The sequence below is a fragment of the Providencia sp. PROV255 genome, from assembly GCF_028478065.1.
Taxonomy (GTDB): domain Bacteria; phylum Pseudomonadota; class Gammaproteobacteria; order Enterobacterales; family Enterobacteriaceae; genus Providencia; species Providencia rettgeri.
In genome coordinates, this window is the sequence record NZ_JAMPMI010000006.1 from 53,038 (window position 1) to 77,442 (window position 24,405).

Annotated in this window: 24 protein-coding genes and 2 pseudogenes; 11 read left to right on the forward strand and 15 right to left on the reverse strand. The window is 36.9% G+C overall.

Features of this window, described 5'->3' with window-relative positions:
- Positions 1–88: 88 nt before the first annotated feature.
- From PR725_RS05575 to PR725_RS05590, 4 genes are read right to left on the reverse strand one after another with little or no spacing between them, the layout of a single operon-like run.
- Positions 89–1,105: an alpha/beta hydrolase gene (locus tag PR725_RS05575; protein ID WP_196718336.1), complete on the reverse strand. Its 1,017-nt coding sequence runs from the start codon at positions 1,103–1,105 to the stop codon at positions 89–91.
- Positions 1,106–1,149: 44 nt separating this feature from the next.
- The gene (locus tag PR725_RS05580) at positions 1,150–2,265 is read right to left on the reverse strand and encodes an alpha/beta hydrolase (RefSeq protein ID WP_164528747.1); all 1,116 of its coding nucleotides are present in this window, start codon (positions 2,263–2,265) and stop codon (positions 1,150–1,152) included.
- Between the two features lie 6 nt (positions 2,266–2,271).
- Positions 2,272–2,748 (reverse strand): cyclophilin-like fold protein, encoded by a 477-nt coding sequence (locus tag PR725_RS05585; RefSeq protein WP_117162310.1) that lies wholly within the window; start codon positions 2,746–2,748, stop codon positions 2,272–2,274.
- Position 2,749: 1 nt separating this feature from the next.
- Complete coding sequence (locus PR725_RS05590; RefSeq protein ID WP_196718338.1) at positions 2,750–3,952, reverse strand: MFS transporter; 1,203 nt, start codon at positions 3,950–3,952, stop codon at positions 2,750–2,752.
- 111 nt (positions 3,953–4,063) lie between these two features.
- On the opposite strand from PR725_RS05590, the gene PR725_RS05595 reads away from it, so the two are divergent.
- Together PR725_RS05595 and PR725_RS05600 are read left to right on the forward strand one after the other, a co-directional pair.
- Positions 4,064–4,510, forward strand: coding sequence for a LysR family transcriptional regulator (locus tag PR725_RS05595; RefSeq protein ID WP_272567982.1), 447 nt, complete (start codon positions 4,064–4,066; stop codon positions 4,508–4,510).
- Between the two features lie 149 nt (positions 4,511–4,659).
- Positions 4,660–5,052, forward strand: a complete 393-nt coding sequence (locus PR725_RS05600) for a YgiW/YdeI family stress tolerance OB fold protein (protein WP_004911541.1) — start codon at positions 4,660–4,662, stop codon at positions 5,050–5,052.
- Between the two features lie 85 nt (positions 5,053–5,137).
- On the opposite strand, the gene PR725_RS05605 is transcribed toward PR725_RS05600, so the two are convergent.
- Both PR725_RS05605 and PR725_RS05610 read right to left on the reverse strand, forming a co-directional pair.
- Entirely contained in the window at positions 5,138–5,344 is a 207-nt protein-coding gene (locus PR725_RS05605) for a hypothetical protein (protein ID WP_004261484.1), read from the reverse strand.
- Between the two features lie 647 nt (positions 5,345–5,991).
- Positions 5,992–6,483, reverse strand: coding sequence for a glutathione peroxidase (locus tag PR725_RS05610; RefSeq protein ID WP_109913092.1), 492 nt, complete (start codon positions 6,481–6,483; stop codon positions 5,992–5,994).
- Positions 6,484–6,914: 431 nt separating this feature from the next.
- Between PR725_RS05610 and PR725_RS05615 the strand changes: the two genes are divergently transcribed.
- From PR725_RS05615 to hmuV, 5 genes and pseudogenes are all read left to right on the forward strand, one after another.
- Complete coding sequence (locus tag PR725_RS05615) at positions 6,915–9,065, forward strand: TonB-dependent receptor (protein ID WP_272567985.1); 2,151 nt, start codon at positions 6,915–6,917, stop codon at positions 9,063–9,065.
- Entirely contained in the window at positions 9,053–9,907 is an 855-nt protein-coding gene (locus tag PR725_RS05620; protein WP_109913090.1) for a heme/hemin ABC transporter substrate-binding protein, read from the forward strand. Before PR725_RS05615 ends, PR725_RS05620 begins: the two co-directional genes overlap by 13 nt.
- Positions 9,888–11,246, forward strand: a pseudogene (gene hutW, locus PR725_RS05625) (heme anaerobic degradation radical SAM methyltransferase ChuW/HutW). Before PR725_RS05620 ends, hutW begins: the two are co-directional and overlap by 20 nt.
- Before the next feature lie 11 nt (positions 11,247–11,257).
- The gene (gene hutX / locus PR725_RS05630; protein ID WP_109913089.1) at positions 11,258–11,752 is read left to right on the forward strand and encodes a heme utilization cystosolic carrier protein HutX; all 495 of its coding nucleotides are present in this window, start codon (positions 11,258–11,260) and stop codon (positions 11,750–11,752) included.
- A 39-nt stretch (positions 11,753–11,791) separates the two neighbouring features.
- Positions 11,792–12,022 (forward strand): annotated as a pseudogene (gene hmuV / locus PR725_RS05635) (heme ABC transporter ATP-binding protein); the annotation flags it as partial.
- 125 nt (positions 12,023–12,147) lie between these two features.
- Here the strand turns inward: hmuV and panS are convergent.
- From panS to PR725_RS05645, 3 genes are all read right to left on the reverse strand, one after another.
- Complete coding sequence (gene panS, locus PR725_RS05640; RefSeq protein ID WP_272567991.1) at positions 12,148–13,059, reverse strand: ketopantoate/pantoate/pantothenate transporter PanS; 912 nt, start codon at positions 13,057–13,059, stop codon at positions 12,148–12,150.
- 955 nt (positions 13,060–14,014) lie between these two features.
- The gene (locus PR725_RS21825; RefSeq protein ID WP_004911521.1) at positions 14,015–14,266 is read right to left on the reverse strand and encodes a helix-turn-helix domain-containing protein; all 252 of its coding nucleotides are present in this window, start codon (positions 14,264–14,266) and stop codon (positions 14,015–14,017) included.
- 40 nt (positions 14,267–14,306) lie between these two features.
- A complete protein-coding gene (locus PR725_RS05645; protein ID WP_004911517.1) occupies positions 14,307–14,630 on the reverse strand; it encodes a helix-turn-helix domain-containing protein in 324 nt (107 codons plus the stop codon).
- 1,093 nt (positions 14,631–15,723) lie between these two features.
- Here PR725_RS05645 and PR725_RS05650 point away from each other — a divergent pair.
- Together PR725_RS05650 and PR725_RS05655 are read left to right on the forward strand one after the other, a co-directional pair.
- On the forward strand, positions 15,724–16,119 hold the full coding sequence (locus tag PR725_RS05650) for a hypothetical protein (RefSeq protein ID WP_109912405.1): 396 nt from the start codon (positions 15,724–15,726) through the stop codon (positions 16,117–16,119).
- Positions 16,120–16,412: 293 nt separating this feature from the next.
- Positions 16,413–16,769 carry an MmcQ/YjbR family DNA-binding protein gene (locus PR725_RS05655; RefSeq protein ID WP_004911514.1) on the forward strand — a complete coding sequence of 119 codons (357 nt, stop codon included), beginning with the start codon at positions 16,413–16,415 and terminating at the stop codon, positions 16,767–16,769.
- 53 nt (positions 16,770–16,822) lie between these two features.
- Here the strand turns inward: PR725_RS05655 and tam are convergent, their stop codons facing one another.
- Positions 16,823–17,581, reverse strand: a complete 759-nt coding sequence (gene tam / locus PR725_RS05660) for a trans-aconitate 2-methyltransferase (protein WP_272567996.1) — start codon at positions 17,579–17,581, stop codon at positions 16,823–16,825.
- Between the two features lie 67 nt (positions 17,582–17,648).
- Positions 17,649–18,536 (reverse strand): PhzF family phenazine biosynthesis protein, encoded by an 888-nt coding sequence (locus tag PR725_RS05665; RefSeq protein ID WP_196718340.1) that lies wholly within the window; start codon positions 18,534–18,536, stop codon positions 17,649–17,651.
- Positions 18,537–18,870: 334 nt separating this feature from the next.
- Between PR725_RS05665 and PR725_RS05670 the strand changes: the two genes are divergently transcribed.
- Positions 18,871–19,089, forward strand: a complete 219-nt coding sequence (locus PR725_RS05670; RefSeq protein WP_110731982.1) for a YdcH family protein — start codon at positions 18,871–18,873, stop codon at positions 19,087–19,089.
- Positions 19,090–19,144: 55 nt separating this feature from the next.
- Here PR725_RS05670 and PR725_RS05675 read toward each other — a convergent pair whose 3' ends face one another.
- Complete coding sequence (locus PR725_RS05675; RefSeq protein ID WP_109912410.1) at positions 19,145–19,354, reverse strand: hypothetical protein; 210 nt, start codon at positions 19,352–19,354, stop codon at positions 19,145–19,147.
- Between the two features lie 176 nt (positions 19,355–19,530).
- Positions 19,531–20,556 (reverse strand): isoaspartyl peptidase/L-asparaginase family protein, encoded by a 1,026-nt coding sequence (locus PR725_RS05680; protein ID WP_109912411.1) that lies wholly within the window; start codon positions 20,554–20,556, stop codon positions 19,531–19,533.
- A 458-nt stretch (positions 20,557–21,014) separates the two neighbouring features.
- Here PR725_RS05680 and PR725_RS05685 point away from each other — a divergent pair, with 458 nt between their 5' ends.
- Complete coding sequence (locus PR725_RS05685) at positions 21,015–21,404, forward strand: nuclear transport factor 2 family protein (RefSeq protein ID WP_004911500.1); 390 nt, start codon at positions 21,015–21,017, stop codon at positions 21,402–21,404.
- Positions 21,405–21,505: 101 nt separating this feature from the next.
- Here PR725_RS05685 and PR725_RS05690 read toward each other — a convergent pair whose 3' ends face one another.
- A complete protein-coding gene (locus PR725_RS05690) occupies positions 21,506–22,348 on the reverse strand; it encodes an MBL fold metallo-hydrolase (RefSeq protein WP_004911498.1) in 843 nt (280 codons plus the stop codon).
- Positions 22,349–22,541: 193 nt separating this feature from the next.
- Positions 22,542–24,200: a methyl-accepting chemotaxis protein gene (locus PR725_RS05695; protein ID WP_109912412.1), complete on the reverse strand. Its 1,659-nt coding sequence runs from the start codon at positions 24,198–24,200 to the stop codon at positions 22,542–22,544.
- Between the last annotated feature and the right edge of the window lie 205 nt (positions 24,201–24,405).

The following is a 24,405-nucleotide window of genomic DNA, read 5'->3' on the forward strand; positions in this document are numbered from 1 at the left end:
TTTCCATAAACATCGCAAATTAATAATGAAGATTCGAAAGATTTATCTGTAAAAACGCTATGAACATGACGATAACACCATATTACATTCATCTTAAATACTGTGAGAAAAAGTGCCCCACCTCAGTGAAATGAGTTATTGTTTCGGATGCATTTGGGTCCATGTGGTACTGAGCATGAGATATTCCTTCAAGTATCATTAAATTTGCATCAACGCCTGCTTGACGTAATTTTAAGTGCATACGAACGGTATTGCTTAAAAATAAATCTCGCGTGCCTGAGGTTAATAATGTGGGAGGAAATCCTGTAACGTCACTATAAACAGGTGAAAGCATTGGGCCTTTTAAATCATGCCCATTCGCATAAAGCTTTGCAGCATCACCTAACCAACCATCATAGCTGACCAAAACATTATCGACGCCTTCATTCGTAAAATAGCTATCCCCAGTTTTTGTTAAATCAGACCAGGGGGTGCCAGGGGCTATAGCAGCAGGTAAAGGTAACCCAGCCGTCTTAATCCTTAACATAAGGGCTAACGTCATGCCACCGCCCGCCGAAGTGCCAAATACACCAATTTTATTTGCGGGTACACTTTTTAATAACGTTTGATAAGCATCAAAAGCATCATCTAGCGCAGCAGGATAAGGATGTTCTGGTGGCATTCGGTAATCAACCACAATGACTCGATACCCTGCGATCCCCGCCATATAAGTTGCTTCTAATGTCCCTGCTTCTCCCGCCCCAAGAACATAACCCCCCCCATGAAGATTGAGTAACACACGGTCTTGATTTTCTTTTTTCATCCGTTTAGGGGTGAGAATAAAAATAGGTACGTTACCGAGTTTATTCGCTTCTAATGAAACTTCTAATTGTTGGCGTAACGCGGGTAATGTTGTTTCAATTGCAGTATCAAAATCTTGAACCCATTGATTCCACTCTTGTGCATTTTTAGGATGAACGTCCCACGAAGATGCAGGTTTGGCAATCAAAGACTGCATCTGTGTACTGACCGTATTAGGAATAGGAAACTGACGAGTTTCGCTCGAAGAAAAAGCAAAGAAAGTCATCATAAAATTGACCAATAAAGCAAACAGTATTTTTCTCAATGCATTTACCTCAATTGTGATTTAATGACTAAACAGGCTACAACTTATAAGTTCTGCTGAAAGAAAACAGTGAGTTTATCGAAAGGGATCTTGCTTGGATTATCATATAAATCAACATGATCAGCATTTGGAATAATCAAGAGTTCTTTAGGTTCTGAAGCTACTTTGTACACATCTTCAGAGTAATAACGAGAGTGTGCATTTTCTCCTGCAATCAGCAAAATTGGTCTTGGTGATATCATTTCAATATTGGTATGCATTGGAAAATTAAAAAAAGATATAGGCGTTGTTGCTGTCCACGCGGTTGTTGAGTTAATTGAACGAGGGTGAAAACCTCGAGGAGTACGGTAATAATCAAAAAATGCGGCTAATACAGGTGGCGCATTCTCTGGCAAAGTCTCCGGTAAAACACGTTGCCCCTCGATAATATTGCCATCTTCATCGAATGGCACCTCATGGTAACCTAAAGCATAGTATCCATTTTTTGCATCTTTCCAGCGCTGCTGGCTAAGATAATCAATCACTTTATGTTGTTCTTCAATAGTGTAACTATCTTGGTACCCACGGCTAATACTGCGAGACATATCGTACATTGATGCTGTCGCTACGGCTTTAATGCGTGAATCGCTGCTTGCTGCGGTTAAAGCCATACCACTTAATCCACAAATAGCTAGTACCCCAATACGATTACGGTCAACATTTGGCTGCAGACCTAAAAAATCAACAGCAGCGCTAAAGTCTTCCGTATTGATATCCGCAGAAGCAACATTTCGAGGCTCCCCCCCACTTTCGCCAGTAAAAGAGGGATCAAACGCGAGAGTAATAAAACCACGTTCCGCTAATGTCTGTGCATACAACCCTGAAGACTGTTCTTTTACCGCGCCAAATGGACCACTCAATACAATCGCAGCGGATAACCCACTGGTATCTTTAGGTTGATATAAGTCCCCAACTAGCACTAAACCATAACGATTTTTGAATGTGACTTTTTTATGTTCAACTTTATCACTTTTTACAAAGGTTTTATCCCATCGCTCACTGAAACTTGTATTTGGTTGTGCTAATACTGGCGCTGTAATTATGGATGCCATACTTGCAACAGCAATACTTGCCCCCGTCAATTTCAATAAATCTCTACGTTCATGATTCATAATGTGCATCCTCTTTTAGTCATTTCTTTGGATAAGCTCTATTACGGCTTGTTTTGGTGATGTAAATTCCAGATATTCCAGTCCTTGAGTTATTTTTCCTAATTTAAATAACCCTGATGAGTAACTAAATGGTTGATAAAAAATAGCGATATTCCCCCAAGGGGCATAATAAGTAATGTCTCCCACTTCTGGCACGATCCCACTGGATGTATTACCGGTCAGTAACTTTCGGGGAAGATAAGTGATTTTTTCTGTGGATGAGTAATCTGCCAATTCAACGGTGAGCGGTAATAAACGGATAAAATCACGCGTCATTTCTGAATCTTCTAGCTCTGCCTTAATTATTTGCGTATCAAGACGGATTTCGATTAAGTACACTTGAGGCTCTATTGATAAATTACGCGCCAATAATGGCTGGTTAATACTGCCAAATACCAACAGAAAATAAAAAGTTAATGGGGTAAACCTATTTTTAAATAATAGATTCAACATATTATTTTTCCCTTTCGGCCTTTGCTGTGCATTGAACAAGTATTGCTGCAACGATAAGAAATAACGCACTGATTGCAAAAGTACTTTCATAGCCCATCGAATCAAAGAATATGCCTCCTACCGAAGCACCACAGGCAATAGAAAGTTGGATTACTGCAACCATCAATCCGCCTCCAGCCTCTGCGTTATTGGTAAATACTCGAGGTACCCAGCTCCACCAGCCAACAGGTGCCGCAGTCGCAATAAAGCCCCAAATACTCAGCAATACAATGACAACAAAAATGGAGTAACTAAAGAAAATAAGTGATACTGCAATACTGGCCATCAGTAATGGAATGACCATCAATGTTTGATAGAACCCTATTTTTAATACACGATTAATCAGTAGAGTTCCGATAAATCCCGTAATACCAATAAGTAACAAAATAAATGTCACCATTGAGATATCGACTTTTACCACGGTCTCAAGAAAAGGACGTACATAGGTAAATAGAGTAAATTGCCCCATAAAAAATAGACCGATAGCAAACATACCGAGTATGACGACACGGTATTTCAAAAAGCTAAAAATCCCGAAAATCTGAGGTGTATTTTTATGATTACTAGAATCAGTTGGCATTGAGGGTAAACTCACCCATAACCACACCATCGTTGCCACGGCTATAGGGACTAAACTTAAAAAAGCACCTCGCCACCCAATAGTTGATCCTAAATAAGCTCCTAAAGGTGCAGCAATAACGGTTGCTAGCGCATTACCGCTATTGAAAATAGCCAGTGCTTTAGGCACTTGCTCTATTGGTACAAGACGCATTGCTGTCGCAGCTGACATAGACCAAAAGCCACCTACGACAATACCGATTAGCGCACGGCCTGCCATATAAATATAATAATTGGAGGCTAAAGCAATCAATGCACCTGAGACTCCCATTAAGAACGTAAGCCCCAGTAATAAAGCTTTACGATTTAAATGGCGAGTAAGTGCAGAAATAAATAAGCTCGTTATGACAGCAAATATTCCAGAGATAGTAATACCTTGTCCCGCCATTCCTTCTGTCACCTGAAAATCAAGCGCTAACGGCGTTAACAAACTCACAGGCATAAATTCTGAAGCTACCAAAACAAAAACACATAGCGTCATGGCAAAAACTGCACTCCAGTTCGCTCTTTCGGGAAAGTTTCGCTCTTGTAAAATGGCATCATCCATCGATTATATTCACCTATGCACCTACGATATTTAATGGACATCATCATGGCATATGGGTAATAATTTAATTAGTGGGTATAATCTTTATGAACTTGTGAGAAAAATTCATTAATGATGAAAGGTAAAATGAATGACTTGCACGCTTTTCTGATCGTTGCTCAAGAGCAAAGTTTTACAAAAGCGGCTGCAAGACTTGGTGTGACGCCTTCGGCCTTAAGCCATACAATACGACTTTTGGAAGAGCGTTTAGGGATTCGACTTCTCGCAAGAACAACCCGAAATGTTTCAGTGACAGAGGCTGGCGCACAACTGATGAATGCCATTCGTCCTCTATTTGAACAGATTGATATTGAACTTAATGCATTAAGTGAGTTAAGAGACAGCCCCAGAGGGACTATTCGCTTAAGTTGTACCGATGACCAAATAGAAATTTATATTCGACCAATATTGAATAATTTAGTAGTGCTTGGATATTTGAGCAGCCCTAATTTAAACGGTTCGTCTGCGCTATATCAGTTATCCATAAAAGATCGCCTAGGCGGTCTTTTTTATAGTTAAAATAAACATAAGATTTATCGTCACGATTGGTCAGAGTTACATGTGCAGTTATGTGCAATAACCCCTCTAAAGTGTTAATTATTTGCCTTAAGATTCTGTTAAGATTTAATCGATAAACTATAAAAAATTAACAGACAAAAGGAATTATTATGAATAAGGCAATTATTGCGCTCGTATTATCAGCAGCTTCATTTGGCGTGTTAGCTAACAACCATGCTGGCGGATTTGTTTCGAATGATGGTTCTGTTGGTCCAAAAGGTGGGTTTGTTGCAACGGCTCAAGCAGTGACAACTGTCGTTCAAGCGAAAGAGCTTCCTGATGATGCATGGGTTTCACTTGAAGGTCATATTGTTAAACAGATTGGTAAAGAGCTTTACGAATTTAAAGATAGTACTGGCTCAATCGCTGTAGATATTGATGATAGACGCTGGCGTGGACAGGTTGTGACGCCTGAAACAAAAGTTCGTTTAGATGGTGAAATTGATAAAGAGTGGGCTTCATTAGAAGTTGATGTGAAGCGAGTAACTATTATCAATAAATAATCGTAAATCTTTAATGAGCCCCATGATCGGGGCTTTTCTGCAATGAAAACTCCGCTTGCTAGCTTCTGTCTAATTCGTATGTTAGTTAGATAGCTTTATCTATCGCTCTTTCAATCGCTTTACATTCGGGACTATTTCCACTGGACTGTTCTATTTTCCCAGGTAAGTTACCTTCGGGAGTATCCATTTTTATCTCGCAAGTATCTGACTTAGTTTGGGGTTTAGTGTTTGATGAACAAGCTGTTACTAAAGCGATAACAAAACATACTAATATAGCTTTGTTTTTATGCATACTGTCTATCCTGTTTTAAAGGGGGTATTCTGAGGCTACAAAGGTTAAGTGCAAAGCGCAAAGAAATCCATGAGGTTGTGCTGTGTGGTTTTTGTTTTCTATAACAATAAGGTAACTTCAAGTGGTATGCCTGTCAAAAACTCCTTACTTTGGATTATTGGTTAGTCCTTACTTTATCTACAGTGCTTATAACTTCGGTGTTTTCCCTCATTAGAATACTTCGAGATTGTTTTTATTTAATTCTACAAATGCTATGCATTGAGTAGTATTTGTAGAATTTGGTATACCAGATTAACTACCTATGACTGCTTTCATTGCTTCGTTTTGTTTCGTAATTGCATTCAGGTAAGCGGGACTCGATTTTAAATTATCATGATGGTTAATAATATTTTGAGGTATTTTGAATTCTAAATTCAAAGGCTATTGAGTTGTTTGGAAAAGGAAAATATCGGCGATAGAAAATTTATTATTCGCGATGTATATCACAATTTATCCCACTTATAATCAAGAAGATAAAAGGATTGGAAGCGAATATTGAGTTTGGCGTCAAAGAAAACTCTTGGGAAGACTACAGGTAGAAAAGGATTCCGTTTCTCGCTATTTCAAGATAACAGATATAATCAATCTCCTGTGATGTAGATATTTAATTATGATTGTTCTTTCGAAAGTGCTGCAAAGATTGCCGTTTCCATTTTTTCAGGGGTAGTATTGGGTGCAAAGCGCTTGAGCGGGGTGCCGTCACGACCAATCAAAAACTTAGTAAAATTCCACTTAATTCTCTTACCTAGCAAACCGGGCAGTTCGTTCTTAAGATAGCGAAACACTGGATGTGTAGCGGCTCCATTGACTTCTATTTTCTCGAACATCGGGAAACTCACACCATAGTTAATATAGCAGGTCCGTGCGATTTCATCAGCGTTGCCAGGTTCCTGTTTCCCAAACTGATTGCAGGGGAAACCAAGCACCACCAAACCTTGGGCGGCGTATTTCTTGTAGAGAGATTCAAGTCCACCGTATTGTGGTGTAAAACCGCAATGACTGGCTGTATTAACGACTAGAACCACCTTACCTGCGTAGTCTGCCATAGAGACAAGCTGGCCACTAAGACTTCTAGCCGTTAATTGGTAAAAGGTACTCATATTCTAGTCCTCAAATGTGTGCGATGTAGCATTGAAGATATTGATGGTACAGTTTAGTGCTTTAATTTTATTATTTACATAAATAATTATTCGCAATTGCCATCCCGAATTTTGTCATAAAGCTTAAGAAATTACAGCTTGTGATAATCATAACCTCTATGAACTTAATAAGCTCCAGCGAGAATTTGACGACCTTTCTTTCAGGAACAGGGGCAACCTTGAGCAATATTTCCCCTTCCAGTTTTATGGGTGAATAAGTTCGGCGCACTGCAGCAGCGGATTGCTGGAGGGTGGACTTATAATTTTCGTTATGCTTTTTTGATTTAAATCAAAGTTGCATGCTATTTGCAATTTATTAATTGACCATTAATTAGTCCCTAAACTATAAATGGTAATGATACTGATTATTATTATTATCATAAAGGTTAACTATGCGTACGGATATTAATGGAACATTTTTACTCAGCTCATTAGCGCTTTTTGTTAGTCAAGGAGCCTTCTCTGCATCAACGCCTCCACCGCGTGCCCATATTGATGCCAGTGAAACGATGGTTGTCACATCAACTCGAAGTGAAAGTAGTTTATGGAATAGCCCAGTAACAATGCAAGTCATTGATAAGCAACAGCTTGATAGTTCGACAAACATAGCGCTAGCAGATGATTTACGCGATATTCTAGGTGTTGAAATTACCGATAATGCCTTAGCGGGACGTAAACAAATTCGCATTCGTGGGGAAGCATCTTCTCGAGTATTGATCTTAATTGATGGGCAAGAAGTCACTTATCAACGGGCAGGGCAAGATTATGGTGCTGGGCTGCTTATTGATGAATCCGCATTGGAACGCATTGAAGTGGTGAAAGGCCCCTATTCAGTACTTTACGGCTCTCAAGCTATTGGTGGTATCGTTAATTTCATAACCAAAAAAGGTGGCAATAAGCCATTGGGAGGCACTGTTAAGGCGGTATATAACTCCGCAACGACAGGGTGGGAAGAGTCAGCAGCGGCATGGGGGAGCATAGGTAAGTTTGATTATCGGCTCAACGGAAGTTACTCCGATCAAGGTGACAGAGATACTCCCGAGGGGCGCCTAAAAAATACGGACCATCGCAATAATAGCCAAGGTATGTGGTTAGGTTACACCGAAGGTAAACATAAATTTGGTCTTTCCCTTGATAGATATAAATTGTCGACACAAACATGGCATGAAGACCCAAGCTATGAACACTTCAGTGTCAAAATTCCTGATTTAACTCGTGAAAAAATTGGTCTTTTTTATGATTATCAAGCGGATGGTGAATATATTAAAAATATTCATTTAGATGCTTATGAACAAACTATTGAGCGTGATTTTGAAAATAAGCTGGCGGTTGTGACACCAACAGGGAGCCCAATGATTGGCGATTTACGAGTAGCTAATCAGACTCAATCGAATGACAAACAATATACTCAAGGGATCACACTACAAACAGATATTACACTACCCGCGAATAATCAACTGGTTGTGGGAGCTCAGCTTCAGCGCGACCGTGTAAAGCAGTCTTCAAAAAGTTCAACAGAGTCCCAAAGCTCAACGCAGTTCCCTCCTGCCGTCAATTATACAAAAACCAGTGATTCACATAATCGAACAGAGCAAACAAACTGGTCGATATTCGCTCAAAATCAATATGCTTTTGCAGATGATTGGAAGTGGACATTAGGGGCGCGGCAATATTGGTTAAGTTCGGAGTTGTTAAGTGGTTTTGAAAATACAAATCACTCAACAACGGGGAACACTTATCATAACCTTAAAAGCTCAAAAACGCATGATAATCAATTTATTACATCAACAAGCTTACGGTATTCAGGGTTTGAGAATACAGAGCTGCGTATCGCATTCGCTCAAGGTTATGTATTTCCAACATTGAGCCAATTATTTATGCAAACCTCAGCGGGGGGAAGTATCAATTATGGAAATGAGGGACTAAAAGCAGAGCGTTCTAACAACTATGAAATCGGTGCGCGTTATAACGGTAATCAATGGTATATCGATAGCGCTTTATATTATTCTGAAGCGAAGGATTATATCGCTTTAGTCACATGTTCAGGGCAGTCAATATGCAGTGGAAACAGTAATTCTTCACGAACAGGATATCACTATTATGACAATATCAATCGTGCGAAAACATACGGGCTAGAAATGACCGTCGAATACCAAGGATGGGATATCACTCCTTATGCCACAGGGAATTATTTACGTCGTCAATTTGATGGTGTGAATATAAAAACTTGGGATACCGGAGAGCCTAATGTTAGTGGGCGCTTTGGAGCTAAACATCAATTGATTCTAGACCAAGTGAACTTAACCTCAGATTTATATCTTCGAGCTGCTGCAAAAGCACAGGATAAAACGGGTGAAAAGCCAACGAGCACAGCAGGCTGGGCCACTCTTAACCTTGCGTTTAATACAGAATTTGGCTCAGACGATCAGTACCAAATTAACTTATCGTTAAATAACTTAACCAATAAAAAATACCAAACTGCCCACGAATCAATCCCTGCTTCTGGTTTTAGCGCTGCAACAGGCTTTGTATGGAAATTCTAAAAATGAAAAAAATAATAGCTGCACTATTTGTACTCAGTTTTTCAATAGTGAGTGCTGCGAGTGAAAGAATTGTTGTGGCAGGAGGCTCTCTCACAGAGTTAGTTTACGCTTTAGGCGCTGGAAACCAAGTGATTGGTGTTGATGAAACAACAAGTTGGCCAGTGGAAACAGCAAAATTACCTCATATTGGTTATTGGAAACAGTTAAGTGCCGAAGGAATTTTATCTTTGCATCCAACGTTGTTTGTCACTTGGCAAGATGCAAGCCCTCAATTGGTTTTTGATCAGCTAAAACTGCAAAAAGTCAGTGTATTAACGTTACCTCGAATACCAGCTACGGTTGAACAAATGTATCTCAATATTCATACCTTATCGGAGGTGTTACATAAACCGGAACAGGGGAATGCGTTGGTTAATCAGTTACGTAGCCGATTGGATAATATTGCTCAAATAAATGAAAAGAAAGGCAAAAAAATCAATGTGCTATTTATTCTTTCCGCGGGTAGTAGTGCGCCACAAATTGCAGGGAAAGGTAGCGTTGCCGATATCATTTTGACACTGGCTGGTGCGAACAATCTTGCGCAACACACACAATACAGAAGTTATAGCGCAGAAGGTTTGATTGCGGCAAACCCTGAAGTGATCATTGTAACCAGCCAGATGGTAGAAAAGGGCCTTAACCAGCTAGAACAAGTTCCCGGACTTACCCGAACTTCTGCTTGGAAAAATAAACGCATTGTGAGTATCGATCAGGCACTCATTTTAGGTATGGGGCCTCGAATTGCGGATGCCGTTGAGATTTTACACCACAATATTTGGCCAGATGAAACGGATAGTGAGTGATAATATGAAATATGATATTGATTTATCGCCTTATTTTGCATTAGAAGGCCATCAACCATTTAAAGATAGGCATGCAACAATGCCTTGGCGCGGGGCGGTACCAATTAGTGCTGATAAACGACAAGACACATGGCAGAAATTAATCAATTCGACGTTCGAACCACGTAAGCGATTGGTATAACTACATATTCCTTTTTGTGCAACACATTGTACTTTCTGTGGTTTCTACCAAAATCGCTATGATGCCTCTGAAAGCCATATTTATACAGAGTATTTGATCCGGGAGATTGAAACGGAAGCCGACAACGTATTACACCAGTCTGCCCCGATCCATGCTGTTTATTTTGGCGGTGGAACACCCTCTGCACTTTCTGCTAATGATTTAGCGCGTATTATTAATGTGTTACGCCTTCGTTTACCATTAGCTCCTGATTGTGAAATAACCATTGAAGGGAGAGTTCTTAATTTTGATGATGCACGTATTGATGCATGCTTAGATGCAGGAGCAAATCGTTTTTCAATTGGTATTCAGTCATTTAATAGCAAAATTCGTAAAAAAATGGCCCGGACATCAAATGGTGAGGAAGCTCGGAAATTTATGGAAAAATTGTGCCATCGAGATAGAGCGGCGGTGGTTTGTGATTTGTTATTTGGTTTACCTGAGCAGACAACCGAGTTTTGGGGTGAAGACCTGAGAATTGCAAGTGAGATTGGCCTAGATGGTGTCGACCTTTATGCACTTAATTTGATCCCAAGTACGCCACTTGGTAAAGCGGTTGAAAATAATCGAGTCACAGTTCCTGATCCTGCCAAGCGTCGTGACTTGTATTTACAAGGCTGCGAATTTATGGATAAACAAGGCTGGCACTGCATCAGTAATAGCCACTGGGCGCGGACAACACGGGAACGCAATTTATATAATTTGTTGATTAAACAAGGGGCTGATTGCTTGGCGTTTGGCTCTGGTGCCGGGGGCTCTCTCAATGGATATTCATGGATGGGGGAGAGGAATCTGACCTCGTATTATGAAGCAATTAATGCGAAAAGAAAACCGCTCATGATGATGATGCAGACGACCGATCCGCAGTATCAATGGCGCCATCGCTTACAGGCTGGTATTGAAACAGCGCGAGTTGTACTTGAACAATTTACCCCTCATGCGCAAATGCTGTCTCCACTCTTACAGCAGTGGTATCAGTCAGGATTAACACAAGATATTTCGACTGATTTAAGACTAACGAATGAAGGCCGTTTTTGGGCAAGTAATATTCTTCAATCACTTCAAGAGATTATCGTGAATCTTAATTCTATCCAATTCACGCAAGAAAAAATATCGTAAAGGAACATTTAATGAGTAATGTAGCGTTAGCTGATTTTTTGAAAACAGAGCCCGATGGAACATTAGAAACTATTGCAAAACAATATGATACCACCTTATTGGATGTAGTAAGACATTTGCCCGATATGGCTTTGACGATAGGAAAACATTTTGACTTGATTTGGGATGCTGTCCACACATGGGGTAATGTCACCACGCTAGTTCATACGCAGGATGTTATTCTAGAATTTTCAGGTGAGTTGCCTTCAGGTTTTCATCGCCATGGTTATTTTAATTTACGTGGTAAAAAAGGCATGACAGGGCATATCAAAGCTGAAAATTGTACATATATTGCACTAATTGAACGAAAATTTATGGGAATGGATACCGCCTCGATTTTATTTTTTAATCAATCAGGAGATGCCATGTTTAAAATTTTCTTAGGGCGTGATGAACACCGTCAATTATTACAGGAACAACTTGAAGCTTTTCGTTTATTAGTTAAGCAACTTAAAGAGAATAATTAATGGCAAGATGGTTAGTTTTTGGCACTGGTGGGCAGGGTGTTGGCAATATTATTGGCTCAGCTTTGGGGAGATGAACCTGTATCTAAATGGTTATTTTTGAATAAACCGACATCAGTACTCGATATTCACCACCAACAACATCTTTTTCGTTTGTTACGGCATCTAGTCAATACACGAAAAATAAATGTGTGTTGTGTATTACGCGATTTAAACCTTACGGCTCGCTTTGCTGATCACATTATTTTAATGCATCAAGTGCAAATTATTGCGGAGTAACTTTCATTATATTAAATCTTTAGTCCTCTATATGACAAGGAATGGTCTTTTTACTGGAACTACCCAAATTATTGGGTAGCTCAATTTTTTAATGGGGATATTAAGTATTCAAACAGTATCTATTTAGTTGGTTTTCCTTGCCAATATCCGGCGAGTAAAGAGCCCGATAAGTTATGCCAAACAGAAAACAATGCGCCTGGAAGAACAGCCATAGCACCAAAGTATTGCGCTCCTAAAGTTGCTGCTAACCCTGAGTTTTGCATGCCAACTTCAATTGCCAAAGTTCGGCAAGTTGACTCATCAAAACCAAATAAACGCCCGCCCCAATAGCCACCAATTAAACCGATTCCATTATGTAATACAACAGCAATAGCGACCATAAATCCAACAGAAGCAATATGGCTTTGGCTACCTGCAACGACAGCACTGATTATTGCTAATATACAAATCATTGATAAAGAAGGTAAAAATGGTTCAATTTTTTTCACTATTTCACTGAAAAGATGATGAATGACTAACCCTGCAATGATAGGGATAATTACGATTTGTAAGATAGACAGCAACATACCCATGACATTTACACTAATTGATGTATCTGCATATAACAGAGTCAATAAAGGTGTTGCAAATACGCCAACCAAGGTAGATACCGATGAAATCGTAACAGATAATGCCACATCCCCGCGCGCTAAATAGATCATCACGTTTGAAGCCGTTCCACTCGCCACGCTACCCACTAATATCATTCCAACGGCAAGATCAGCTGGCATATCAAAAGCTTTAGCCAAAAGCCAAGCTGCTAGGGGCATAATCAAGTAATGAATAAAGGTACAAATAATCACTGGGGCGGGTCTTGTCACGACGCGTTTAAAATCGCTAATTCTTAGTGTTACTCCCATAGTAAACATAATTAGCATCAGTAAGTAGCTAATAAACGGGGAGACCCCTGTAAATGAGTTTGGTGTATAATAAGCAAATATGGATAAGAGTAGAGCCCATAATGGGAATAATCGAGTGACTTTAGACAACATTAAGACATTCCTTTTTATCTATTTTAAGTGGTTAGGTTTTCCAATAAGAACGAGTCGATATCATGGAGAGGATTGATTTGAGTTTAATGTATCAACTCTCTATTCGAGATATAGCCTTCTGATAAAGAGCGTCGCTCATAGAATAAAGTTGGCGTTTTTTCTCCACAATCAGAACCGGACTTATTTAGCGCATTTTTAAAGTTTGTTGTTATTATATTTGTAGTTTTTTGTTCACCACGATTTGCTTGAAAATTCGTGTGGATATCATGAATCAGATACGGACTAACAACCTAGTAAACTTATCAGGATAGAAGCAAACACGCTATGAGGAAATTGAATGCATATATTCTCTGCATCTACTTTTGTAATCTTCAGCCTACGCTATTTAAACACCATTGCGACAGCGCCAACGATGCCTAAAAGGATATCAGCACCAGCAAAGGCATAGATATTTTTAACTTCTTCACTGCGAGTATCGGCAAAACGTTCAAGTGTTTTCTTGCTTGAAGGGGCTTCAACCTCTTCAAATTGCTGTATATAGCCAGCAGCTTTTGTATTTCTTGTTCGCTTGATTTAGGTTTTTTCCGACTTGATAAAAAAGCAGTAATTGTTCATGTTACGCCCTACAGGGTATTTGGTTAACTTACTAATCTTGCGTAAAGAAAAATGTTCAAACTTAGTGATTATAATCATAATTAGCACTGAATAATAATCATTGTCAATTCAATAAATTGTTAATAAACCCTAAGGGTAGTGCATTACATAGTCTTGGTATTATGAGATGAAAAACGAGAGCTTAAAACTCCCGTTTGTGCATTTAGAAAAATTCTTCGGTCATAACATAGGTTTTTGCCCAACTCGATGGCTTAGTTTCAAGTTTAAGCATGTAGACAAATCAGGGGGAAAAGGTTAAAAGGCTAGCAGCAGCCAAGCCTTTTAACATAGGTGGTAATATCTAGTTTTTCATATATACATTTAAGAATACATTTATATTTATATTAAAAATTTTAGATATGGTTATTAAATGATCTGCATAAATTGAGGTGCCTCCATGCTCATACTCTATATAATGACTTTCTGTAATATCCAAATTAATTGCCATTTCATGAGTTGATATTTTATTTTTCACTCTTATAATTTTTATATATTCACCAAGGTTCTTATTCCTTTGTGTGATTTCTTTCTTTATTATTTCTTTTTCTAGCATATTGGTGTTGGTGCAGTATTTTTGTTGATAATGAATGTTATTATAAATAAAGATATTGTTTTCTGTTGGGTAATGAATTTGAATATAAATTTAAACCCAAATCAATAATTTCACCTTCGCTCTCCAATTCTTTTAATAAAGAAACGAAGAAGGATTCTACGCTAATGTTTAATTGTATTAAAAACATTAAAATTAGACTGAATGATATAGTATTAACACCATTTTCGTAGCGTGAAACCTGTTGTTGACTGACATGAAGTAATTTGCTTATATCTTCTCCTGTCAGATCATTTTCGATACGTTTCTGCCTTAAATAATTTCCAATTAAGATGTTTACTTTGCTATTTAAAATAGCACGATCCATATTAACCCCTATAGTGAGTAAGAATTTTCTGAGATAAAAATTAATCAAATAATAATATTAAGTACAATCGTTTAAAACGCTTAATGATATATTTTTCATAGGCGCAATCGATTGAAAGAGAAAAGTCAATCGTTTGATTTTAATTTTCAGCTTGTAACAACATATTGATAAATAGCAATTAAATCAGTTTTTGCTATTTTTCCAATATTGCGAGATAAATGAATTGACAATTGTATTTACTCGTATAAAGAGTATTTGCGATTTAATTTTTATACGATACATTGAATATTAATTTTAATGATTAAATTATGCTTATTGTTTAGTATTTTATTTATTCTATTTTTTTTATTCTATATTTCTATTTAATTTATACATATATAAATATCCTTATTTACAATGCTGTATCATATTGGTAATAAAATATTACCAATTGAAATGTTTTGTTACAAATTAATTGATTGGATAATAATAAATCAGTCCAGGGAATTTTATTATGTACTGATTTTACTATGAGTAATAACGGATCTATATTAAATCTAGTCGTGATTATTTAGAATATCGGCAGTGGTTTTATATACTTGAGTAAATTAATTGTGAAGGGTGAAATTTTCATGTCTCGTTTCAATATGGAACCATGCGTTTATTATTTATTTACTGCTGAAAAATAAAACAGTATAGCTATTCATATTTCCAAAGGTAAAGGTTGTCTTTAGTGTTTATTGTTATATTCTTTAAATAATTACTTCCTATGTGAATTGAATTAGTGCATTTTTAACTAAATGTAAAAATTAGCACCCTCAAATATTAATTTTCTTATAAAATAATGGGTGAATATACATATTCAAGATTGATTAAATACACATAATTGATGTTTTATCAGTTGTAATTTTTGTATCAGATTTTATCTGCCATGATAGATACAACATCGAATGATAATAGCGAGTTTTAACAGAAAAGGGTTCATGTAAGTGCAAAACAGATATGGTTTTCTTCAAAGGATAAGCAAATCACACGCTAAATGGGGGTTATGATTGCCCTAAACGTATATTAGGAATACATTATAAGCAATTAATATCAGGAGTGGTAGCTTGTTGTGTACACCAAAATTTTGCGAGTTCTATGTGTTTTGTTGTTGATATTATTAGCCTTTATCATAGGTGTTTCAATAAACTTTAGTAAAAAACCAACCCTTATTGATGGCGCTAAACAGACAGTAGTGGATTTTATGCACCAACCGAAAGCTGCTGACATGAGAAATGTTAAATTCTATTCACATGGTTCAATGATGGGTCATAAGGTTATTGGGGATGTATGTGGTGAAGTGTTTACATTTAAAGATGATTTACCATATAAGTATAAGCGGTTTATTGTTGAAGTTGCTGCTAATCATGAAGGCCAGTGCGTGTTTTCCATTCCTTTATTTGATTTCGAGGGGGAAATGATCTCTGAGCCGGATTTTCAGAAGATTTGGGATAATCGATGTCAGTAATTAAGCACATTATTCACTATAATGGTCTTGTGGTTGCTTGGGATCATTAAAGTGATTTCTATTTAGTAACTGTTCTTTGTTAATTTATCGTTCGAAAAATAAATCTCGGTTCAATAGTTCCTCTAGAAGATTCACTGGTGATATTCATGTTGCCATAAGAATTTTAGTAAAAGAAAACTCCTTTGAGTATAACTGTATGAAATAAAGATATTGTTACAGAGCGAGCGAGAAGGCGTATAATTCCGTAGGTAAGTAATTTTATTTAATCATCATTGATGAGATGGAATGATAAAATGAACAGAAGTGAATTGATTGATTATATTCAGCATAATTATGGTGTGGAGCCTGAAACTCCATGGATGAAGTACCCTGAATATATTGTTTTTAGACGAAAAAACAACGCAAAGTGGTTTGCAGTTATTATGCGTATTTCATCTAAGAAATTAGAAATAAATAAAAATGAGGAGGTAATTAATATTATCAACCTTAAAGCTCCCCCTGAACTTATTGGTTCATTGCGGTTAAAAGATGATATTTATCCAGCGTATCATATGAATAAAGAGCATTGGATTACGATAAAGTTGCCAGGGCGCCTTACTGATGATGAACTCAAGGAGTTAATCGAAGATAGTTATAGGCTAACAGCTTAGCATTTCATTATATTGCTAGACTATCCCATCCATGGGAAAAATTTCCATACTAACTAGTTAAGCTTTCTTGCGATGATAAACAATCGAGGAAATGGCATTAAAACATAGCCATTATCTTGTGCTGGGTAAGCTTCTGTTAATAATTCATGGTAACGAGCGAGAAATTGTTCGGTTTGTTTTTTATCTAGGTTTTCAACGTAGGGTCTTAATCCTGTCGCGCTTAACCAATCAATGATTGAATCAATCGATGGCATGACGTGATAATAAGTCGTTTGCCATATATCAACAGAACAATGGGCTGCTGAAAGCAAATCATAATATTCAGCTATTGATAAAAGCGCTGTTCTATTGACGGCGGAAATCGCTTGCTCACTGGCCACTTTGCGCATTAAAGCATGTGTGGGTTCATTCCAATTATTTGGCATCTGGATGGCTAAAATACCGTTGCTTTTTAATTGATCAACAAGATGAGGGAATAATAGGTTGTGATCAGGTAACCATTGTAACGAAGCATTGGCAAATATAAGGTCCTGTTTGATTTCAGGAACCCAGGTTTCAATGTTTGCATCTATAAACTGGCAGTCAGGAAGGTTCTTTTTTGCTTCAACTAGCATGGCAGGAGAGTTATCGACCCCAATTATTCTTGCTAATGGGTACATTTCACGAAGTATTTGAGTTGAATTACCTAGACCACAACCTAAATCGGTTAAATTACATACGTTATCGGCATGAATATGGCGGATTAAGTCATATGATGGGCGAGTTCTTTCCTGTTTAAATTGCAGATACAAATCAGGGTTCCAATCTTGCATGTGCTAGCCTCATTGTTTTATTGAATAATTAAATCATAATCTATGGCCTAACATATTGTACTTCTAGTTAAATATGTATTATTCGAGTTCCCATCATGGCGGCTTGGCCGCCAACTTTCACTTGAGTAATCTTTTTCGCTTGTGAGTGAATGTTTACTTGAATCGATGAGGTGCATCCCATGGCACGACCTTGCTCAAATAGAAATTGAGTTTCATTTGGTAAGACATAATTGACCAAATAGCAGCCAAGCGCTCCGCTAGCGCTGCCTGTTGCCGATTCCTCATTTATTCCATAGAGCGGTGCGAAATTTCGGCAATGTGCTGTGATTGATGTGTCTTGATTTAACTCAAATACATGGAAGCCGATCGTATTGAATTCACGGCTTAGTTTCGCTATTGCTTCATAATTAGGCTGTAGTAAATCTAAATAACCTGTTTTTACGGGAATAATAATGTCGGGTAACCCAGTTGAAATTATCATGATAGGTAAGCTTGTTTCAGTGATAATGTCACTCGTTATGCCAAGGGCTGCTGCAACTTCATTGATATTAGGTCCATCTCGCAGGGTGGGTAGCGCTTGCTCCATAACGATATTGTTCGGGCTAACAGACACACTTAGAATACCGGCCTTGGTTTTTTGGGTGTAACACCCAGAGCAAATCAGCTTAAGTGACGCTAAAGTGAAAAACACCGCTAATGTGGCATGACCACAAAAATCGACTTCACCTTCAGCGGTGTAGAAATCTACTTCAAAATCAGTTTGTTCACCATTATAGACAAATGCTGTTTCTGAAAAACCGACTTGTTGCGCAATAGCTATTTTTTGTGAAGTACTGAGTGCTGGCGGGTTGAGAACAACACCAGCAGGGTTGCCACCAGTATTATTTTGTGTGAAAGAATTCACAAGGTATACCTGAATATCTTGCTCAATTTCGCCGGTATTTTTAATTTGCATTTATTTTCCCGAGTTCTAAATAGATATCTTAAATTTTTGAGTGCACCTTACTCATTGGTTTAAATTTCATGAGAGGTAGAAATGCTATATTAACATTAACGCATTGTGTAATAGAGTCATTATGATGCTGTCTTTTATTGATAACTTAATGAACCCATAAATAAAGTATTAATAACTTGCTTAAGCTAACATAGTGATGATGCTTAACTCGAAATGACATGGAATTTAGTTGAAGTCGGTTGTAAATTTGATATAAGGTGGATGATATTATTTTTGATTTAGGTGAAAATGATTAGATTATGTGCTGATAAAACTAACGCAGGAGAAATAACTTATGTTTCCAGAGTACCGCGATTTAATTTCTCAACTTCGTCAATCAAGCCCTCATTTTCGTGCTCTTTTTGAAAAACATAATCAGTTAGACCATGAAATTGCAAGATTGGAACATTCAGACCGAAGAGGGTATGGCGATGAGGTGGTTGAGTTAAAAAAACAGAAACTACGATTAAAAGAAGAAATATATAAAGTGCTTAAAAATCCTGATGAAGAATAAAAATTTTATTTATATGGCAATAAATTTTATTATTGCCTAGAAGTAATCGTAAAATTTAACCATTAGAACAATGTTCAAAGTTATGTTTAAGTTGTTTGATAGCATATTTTTCTATATCTCTTAAACTCATGTTCATGGTATCCAAACCTTTTATATCCATTTTAAGTGTATGAACAGAACTATCATCACCGAGTAAAATTATATGTAACCCTGTAACCTTTGTGTTTTCTTCTAATATATTTACTTGAGTTAGATTAAATCGCATAAAAATACCTTTTATAAAAGTTATAATTATTAATTAACCTACTCTAATTGCATGTTTATTTCCTTTACAAATAGTTAAAGATTGTAACTGTCATTCATCTTAATATTGTCATAATAGAAATAAAAATCCCTCAATACTTATTAATTAAGTCTGAGGGATTGTTGTTTATTTAAAGTTTATTCTTTATAAATAGATACATGAGGGATACCGTCATCACCTATAGTTCCACGGTACATACCTTCTGAATTAAATTCCATTGCGTAATTGCCAGATTTATCCAATACAATTACACCGCCACTGCCTCCGATAGCTTTAACGTCATCGAGTGCATTACGAGATGCATCAGAAAGGGTGGCTTTATTATATTTTACCTGTGCTGCAATATTATGAGCCGTTGCTGTACGAATAAACATTTCTCCAGAGCCTGTTGCGGAAACAGCTACGGTATTATTATCTGCATAATTTCCTGCACCAATAATAGGCGAGTCACCAACGCGACCATACCGTTTGTTTGTCATACCCCCTGTTGATGTACCAGCTGCAAGGTTACCTTGTTTGTCTAAAGCAACAGCTCCAACAGTGCCATATTTATAATCGTATAACATAGGGTCTACAAATAGTGCAGCTGTTTTCCCATCATGATCTAATACGACTTTTTCTTTTTCTTTCGCTTTTTGCAATTGTTCCCAGCGAAAATCAGTACGGAAATAAGATGGATCAACAATTTCAATGCCTTGCTCTGCAGCAAATTGCTCAGCACCTTTAGAAACCATCATCACGTGAGGGCTTTTTGTCATAACAGCATAGGCGGCATTGATTGGGTTTTTGATATTGGTAACACCAGCAACGGCGCCTGCTTTCAGGTTACTACCATCCATAATTGAGGCATCCATTTCATTTTTTCCATCGTGAGTGAATACCGCACCTTTGCCTGCATTAAATAAAGGCGAATCTTCCATTACATTAATGGAAGCTTGTACTGCATCAAGGCTAGAACCTCCTTTATTCAATACGTTATAACCTGCTTTTAGCGCTTCATTTAATTTATCTTGGTATGCTTTTTCTTGTTCAGGCGTGATTGTATTTTTTGTAATAGTACCAGCACCACCGTGGATAACTAGCCGGATCGGCGTTTCAGTAGCGGCAATTGCTTGCAAAGAAAAAGAAGCAGTAAGTATGCATCCTAACAAAAGTAACTTCATGATTAACCTCTTTAGGTGGTTAGCTAAGATATTTTCATAATGCTTAAAAAGTATGGGATTGGAGTATGATGTTAGCAATTAGGAGAGTCGTAAAATGAGGAAAAAGTCACAGGTTATCAATAATGGTTTTTTGGGGGATGAAATTATTTAATAAAAAAAGCCCCTGCATGCAGGGGTATCTAATGGAAATGTATATTTATAGTTATTGTTATAAGGTGTCTATTGCTTAGATAGACCATTAGATAATACCAGTGATTAGTGCTTAATCCAAATCAGAGTAATCATAAAAATGGTAAATTAAGTGGTATTTTGTAGATTAAATTACGGACAAATAAGAAATTATTGAAATATAGTATAAGAATAAAATTAAAAAGATAATAAATTGGTTTTTGACTTGAAATACAAAATAATACTCCCATAACAATGATGAAAGCTGTTTTTATGATAAGGGATAAAATATGACTAACGCACAGTGGGTAACACAAGCATTAAATGCGGTATTGGGCGAGGATATAGGTTCGTTGTCTGTGGCTAAGCAATATTTTTCAGATAAATATATCCAAGTTGTTGATGGGAAACAAATTAATTTTAATGAGTTTATTGCCCATTTGCAGGTATTGAAAGAAGCCACTGAATCAATCGTTATTACTATAAAATCGATCGCAGAAGGGGATGGGTGTGTTCATACTCAGCATCTGGCAAAAGCGACTAAAAAAGATGGTTCAATAAGTGAATTTGAGGTATTTGCTTGTTTTCAAATAGAAGATGGGAAAATTATCCGTTGCGAAGAAATGACAAGAATGATTAAAGGCAGTAATACGGATGAAGATTTGGGCTCAAGAACATAAATTTTGATTGTTTTTGTAAGGGCTTAATATTACTGGTGTAAGTAAAACCTAATGTAACACTAGGTTTTACTTTATTCTATTTTGTGTTAACTGGTTTTATATTAACTTGAGTAAGTTAACTGTAACCCTGTGCCAACTTCTTGTACGGGCGCAAATTTCGCTAAATGTATTTTGGCGTTAAGATCGGTACAGTGACATGGGTGTATAAATTTTAAATCTTGCTGGCGAAAGTAATTACCTGTTTGTTCTAAAACTTCTTCTGAGGCTTGCTGCAAATGAAACCCGCCTATCACAGTAACAATGTTATTGATGCCAGTTACATGCTTTGCATATTCAGTAATATTGCAAATTCCAGAATGAGAGCAACCCGTTATCACAATTAGGCCTTCCGATGTTTTAATGGCAAGTGCAGAGTCATCAAAGACATAGTCGTCAACGATATTATGGTTGAAGTCGAGGGTAGTACCAATGGGGTCTTTTCCTTCAAAGCTATTGGCTCTAGGAATTTGGCCTAAAAATATAATATTTTCAGAAAGATAATATGGCTTAGTCGTTTCAATACAATGAAAATAAGAAGCTAAAAACTCTTTAGGTGTATTCGCTCCGATGACTTTAGATTGAAATTTTTTTGGAATTAGGGCATCTGGATGGTATATCAGGTGCTTAGCTTCTTGTGTTTCAATGTTACGGCGGTCAAAATGTTGAATTAAGTGACTTAAGCCCCATGTGTGATCGTTGTGGCCGTGAGAAAGAACCAGATCAGTGATCTCAGCAAGGTCAATATTTAAGATATGTGCATTATCAATAAATATATCTGAATAGCCTGTATCGAATAATATTTTTTTATTATCAGCTTCGATATAGTAGCAAACACCGGGTTCACCGCAAAAATAGCTATCAATTAGGGTATTATTATCTACAAGAACAGTAATTTTTATTGTCATCATGAACTCATGTTTAATAGAAGTAATCGTAATCTGTTATATCAGATAAACTGTAAAAAGTTATTAAATGGCGATAAAACATAGTAACAAAAATTGGAGGAATGAGAGGGATATGAGAAAATTATCGGAGGCGACTATCTAAAGCCAACCTCCTAAATAAATTGCGATACAAGATAATACATGTTTAGACAAATTATTTTACTTTTTTCACCTCGTAGTGAATATCACTGTCAACTTCATGGTCACTTTTCGGTTCTGTGTGAAAAATAGAAATAATATCTTCTAATAAATCTGATTGAGACTCTAACGCTTTTAAGGATGATTGCAATTCGCGAGTCATAGCTGCATTCGCTTGTGTGGTATTATCTAACTCATTAATTGCTAAGTGTATTTGGCTTACCCCATGGGTTTGCTCATTCGAAGCAAGGGCAACACTTTGGATCATTTCATTGATATTAGATGTGTCTTGTGCAATTGAAACGATATTATCATTTGCATCCGCAGCTAATTGGAAACAGTGATTAATTTTATCGTTTGAATTATTAATTAATAGCTTAATTTCTTTGGATGCCTGAGTACAACTAATTGATAATTCGCGTACTTCATTTGCGACAACCGCAAAGCCCTTGCCATGTTCACCCACTCTGGCAGCTTCTACAGCGGCATTCAATGCTAATAAATTAGTTTGAAAAGCAATGTTATCGATGGTGGAGGTGATTTTACTGATTTCTTTGGAAAAATCGACAATATCATCCATGTTTTCTACAACATCAGAAATAAGTTCATTACTTTTATCAATCGTTACACTCGTCTCGGACATCAATTGACACGATTGGTTAGTGTGGGCCGTATTTAATTTAAAAGAGGAATCGAGCTCTTCGACACTGGCTGCTGTTTCAACAATGGCTGCGGCCTGTTGATCTGCTCGAATAGAAAGGTCGTGATTCATTTGAGTGATGTCACCAAGTTCAACTTTTATATGGTGAGTGTTGTCATAAATATTTTTGACGATATCAATCAGTTTACTTTGCATATTAGACACATGCTGTTTAAGTAACTTGATCTCATATAACCCTTTATTATCAAAGCTGTGATATAAAACGCCTTGGCTAACTTTTTCAATACCATCAATAACTTGGTTTAGTGGGCGAATAAAGAAAAGTTGTAGAATAAATCGAATAAATAGAGCTAAGAGGATAACTATTGAGATAGTAATGATTAAACCAATCAAACTTTGTTTATACAGTTGCTCACTTGCAAGAGCAATATCATGATAACTACTATTTAATTGTTGATGATAACTTACGTAGTTTTTCTCAAATGTATCCTGAAATCCTTGAGTCGGCTGGTTTAAAAAGTCATATGTTTTTCCTTGAACTAGAAAGACTGAAAGTTCATTCAATGCAGCATATAACGCTTTATATGATTTTTCTAACTCAGCAAATTTATCGCTATTTTTGTAGAGTGAGGTGGCAGTGAATGCATCCCAATAATTACCTGTTTCTGCCATTTTTTTATGATAAAACTCGATAAGGCTATCTATGTCAGTATTTGAAGTTTTCATCTTATTGATAATCAACAAATGGCGAGAGCTAGCACGATTTAAAGTATTTCGTGCCTGTAATAAAGACTGCCATGTATTATTCAACTGTGTTTGTTCGTTATAGATAGTATCGAGCTTGGTTAATGTTTCTTGATATTGTTTTAAAGAACTAAAGAAAAACCAACAGGTTGAAAGAAGAAGGGCGATAAGCAGGCCTGAAATAAACCAGACTAGGGTTGTTGTCTTAAAACCAGAAAAAGAGAATTTAGCTGAACTAAAATTAATTTTTTTTAAATTACCAGACATCATTGATTATTTCCTTTCATACCATCGAGTAGTATGTTTGTACGCATACTAAGAACGACTTCTAAACATAACGTTATTAACCATGAGCAAATCGAAGCTGTCCGATAGCTAAAAAGTTATATGTAGTCACGCGAAAGCATCAGGCGTAGGGACTAAGTAAATGTATCGGCACTAATTCTGGATACTTTATATTCAACAATTTGACTTA